Genomic DNA, 1,241 nt, shown 5'->3' on the forward strand with positions numbered 1-1,241 from the left:
GGCAGGGCGGAAGACGGTGCGGCGGGTGCTGCAGGGGCAGCGGGCGGCTGGGCGGTGGCCGGTGCGGGCTGGGCCTCGGCGGCCCAGGCGGTGCCCTCGCGGTTCATGCGGCCCCGAGCGTCGGTGATGCTTGTTGCGGATGCGGGTGCGGCGGCTGTCAGGCCCACGGCGCGGGCGATGTCCACCGCCAGGGGCTGGGACTCGGCATTGTGCCCGGATTGGGTGGATTGCAAGGCGTGCACGGTCCGCGCGGCGGCGTCCGCCTGCGTGCTGGCCGGGGCTCCGGATACGCCAGACACGCCGGATACGCCAGACACGCCGGGTACGCCAGACACGCCGGATACGGCAGCCACGGAGGTCGGGGCGGCATCCGTGGCGAAGGGCCACGGCTGTTCCAGCGCAAAAGCCACCAGCAGCGCCACCTTGATGGTGGCGGCAGTGAGCAGCCAGCGGCAGAGCCTAGAAAGACGGAGGCTCGAAGCGAAGCGTTGCGGTTTCGTCATAGGTACGCTGTTCGCGGAGGAGTTCGTCGTGCGCATGGCGGGCCGCCTGTTTGTCCTTCAGCTTTTCAAGCAGTTTGCGTTCCTGCGATTTTTTCACCAGTTCGCTGCGGGCCTGTTCCATCATCTGGGCCAGCATGCGCAGGCGCAGTTCGGCGTGGGTCAGGTCTTCGCGCAGGCCGCGCAGGAAGTTGCGTTGCAGCCAGAGTTCGTCGCGCGTCAGGCGCGCGTCTTCGTACAGTTTCCGCTCCGCTTCGGCAATGGCCGCGCGCACCCCCTCCACCTGGCGCTGCTGCGTCTCGTGGGCGGTCCTGGCGCGGGCAAAGGCCAGTTTGGCCTGCTCCTCCAACTGTTCCCGGTAGTCGAGAACCTGTTGCAGGCGGAAACGGAACGGGGGCATGCGCGGTCCTTTCTCGGTCGTGGCCAGGCCGATGGCGTCGGAATGTCGTCGTGCGGCGCCTGGCTTGATCCGGAGTAGCAAATACCGGGCCTGCCGCATCGGAGCGAACGCACGAGCCGAGTGCACAAGCCAAACGCATGGGCCGGATGCACGAGCCGGGCGCGGGGGGGCGGCCCGGGCAACGCGTGGCGCGGGCATGACCGCTACGCGAGTGTGGTGCCCAGCAGTGCGGACAGTTCGCCCAGAATGATGCACGCCCCCAGAAAGTCGCCGTTCAGGCCGCCTTCACGGCGGGCCAGCGCGGTCAGCCAGGCCACGGCGCAGGCGCAGGGCAGGGCGGC

At 69.5% G+C, this 1,241-nt stretch carries 2 protein-coding genes and 1 pseudogene; all 3 read right to left on the minus strand.

Annotated elements, in window-relative coordinates; genetic code table 11:
• Positions 1 to 503, minus strand: a pseudogene (locus FVW20_RS15900) (hypothetical protein); the annotation flags it as partial.
• Complete coding sequence (fliJ, locus tag FVW20_RS15905; RefSeq protein ID WP_196610369.1) at positions 460 to 900, minus strand: flagellar export protein FliJ; 441 nt, start codon at positions 898 to 900, stop codon at positions 460 to 462. The gene fliJ and the pseudogene FVW20_RS15900, both read right to left, overlap by 44 nt.
• 203 nt (positions 901 to 1,103) lie before the next feature.
• The gene (locus FVW20_RS20005) at positions 1,104 to 1,217 is read right to left on the minus strand and encodes an adenosylcobinamide-GDP ribazoletransferase (protein WP_307831598.1); all 114 of its coding nucleotides are present in this window, start codon (positions 1,215 to 1,217) and stop codon (positions 1,104 to 1,106) included.
• Positions 1,218 to 1,241 lie beyond the last annotated feature (24 nt).

The organism is Nitratidesulfovibrio oxamicus, assembly GCF_015731765.1.
Lineage (GTDB): Bacteria > Desulfobacterota > Desulfovibrionia > Desulfovibrionales > Desulfovibrionaceae > Cupidesulfovibrio > Cupidesulfovibrio oxamicus.

What these genes read in the sequence shown, in the direction of transcription:
- fliJ (WP_196610369.1), bottom strand. Translation starts at nt 900, where the DNA reads ATGCCCCCGTTCCGTTTCCGCCTGCAACAGGTTCTCGACTACCGGGAA.